This window comes from Bartonella sp. CE47NXGY, from assembly GCF_042195415.1.
GTDB lineage: Bacteria > Pseudomonadota > Alphaproteobacteria > Rhizobiales > Rhizobiaceae > Bartonella.
Map to the genome: position 1 here is coordinate 1 of NZ_JBHIOI010000146.1, position 1,280 is coordinate 1,280.

The following is a 1,280-nucleotide window of genomic DNA, read 5'->3' on the forward strand; positions in this document are numbered from 1 at the left end:
GATTTAGGAAGTATAAGCCCTTGTAACTCGGCAAGTGCGCTTTTGTAGTTATCAACAAACTCTTGCGTTCCATAGGTACCGCGTATTCTAATGCGTTTGCCGTGACCAATACGTACATACCATACAATTTTGCCATGTTGAGTAATTTGTTTGATAGCCATAACAAGCGTTATAGGCTCTGTAATTCCAACGAGTGATTAAAGATCATACGCATCGTTTACGTTTCTTTTGATAAGTTTTCATATCTCTCATAGAGCACTTGCAATATGATACGTTTTGTATATATGCACTCATTACTCCATTGTGGATGATTCATTTTAATCAATAAGAAACGCTATTTGAAAGCCGCGTCATATCACTTGGCACGGCTTTCTTTTATTTTACTCTCTCTTTTATGATATGTTTATAGCAATGCATTTTATATGCGTTTATACACCATAAAAAGGCACGCCCCCCATATCTATTTTTATTCTGTTTTATCAGTTATATTGACAACATTATCGTTTTCATAAACCTTACATTTTTTTGGAACGACACTTACTTTGACTGTTTAATTTTGCATTGCCATAGGCTTTACCCCAGACCTTGTCATGATAGGAAATCTTGGCATTGCCATAAACCCACGCATTATCATACACCCAGAAATTGCCATCATGGGATAAGTTACTTTCCTTTTCGATATAGCCTCCCAGATCACCTACTTTGACATCATCAAAGTCTTTTAAAGCTTTAATGCGATAAAGGTTTGTAATTTTCTTAGTAATTCTATCTTTAATTTGTTTGATTTCATTTGTTAATTGGTATTTTTTGCACATAAAGATACCCTCACAATCTAATATGATAAACGTTTGCTAAAATTTGGAATAGGAAAATTTGAAAGAGGAGCGCCCCCGCCACGCCTGTACTTTCATTTACACCGCTTTATTGATTAGACCCAGACAATCTCTAATTCACCATAAGGAGAGAGACGTTCAGTATAGGTTTTTATTTTAGTAGACTCGCCGACATTTTCACGAATAACAGCAATGCCATGAATATTGGCATTTTCATAAACCCTAGCATTGCCATAAACCCTTGCATTTTCATAAACGTGACCATTTTTAAACACAAGAGCCTCATCATAGTCCCAGCAATTGCCCTCATGAGAGAGGTTATCTTCCTTTTCAATAAAGCCGCCTAAGGTACCTGCTTTGATATCAGCAAATAATTTTTTCAAAAGGGTTTTTAAAGGTACTTATCCACAGCCCATGGCATAGGATAAGATCAGCAAAGTAGTGAAA

At 35.9% G+C, this 1,280-nt stretch carries 1 protein-coding gene and 2 pseudogenes; all 3 read right to left on the reverse strand.

Translation table 11 applies throughout. The features are described from left to right. A pseudogene (locus tag ACFIL3_RS10235) lies at window positions 1-161 on the reverse strand (integrase); the annotation flags it as partial. 378 nt (window positions 162-539) lie between these two features. After that, window positions 540-815: pseudogene (locus tag ACFIL3_RS10240) on the reverse strand (hypothetical protein); the annotation flags it as partial. Between the two features lie 113 nt (window positions 816-928). Further along, the gene (locus tag ACFIL3_RS10245) at window positions 929-1,216 is read right to left on the reverse strand and encodes a hypothetical protein (RefSeq protein ID WP_375682232.1); all 288 of its coding nucleotides are present in this window, start codon (window positions 1,214-1,216) and stop codon (window positions 929-931) included. Window positions 1,217-1,280 lie beyond the last annotated feature (64 nt).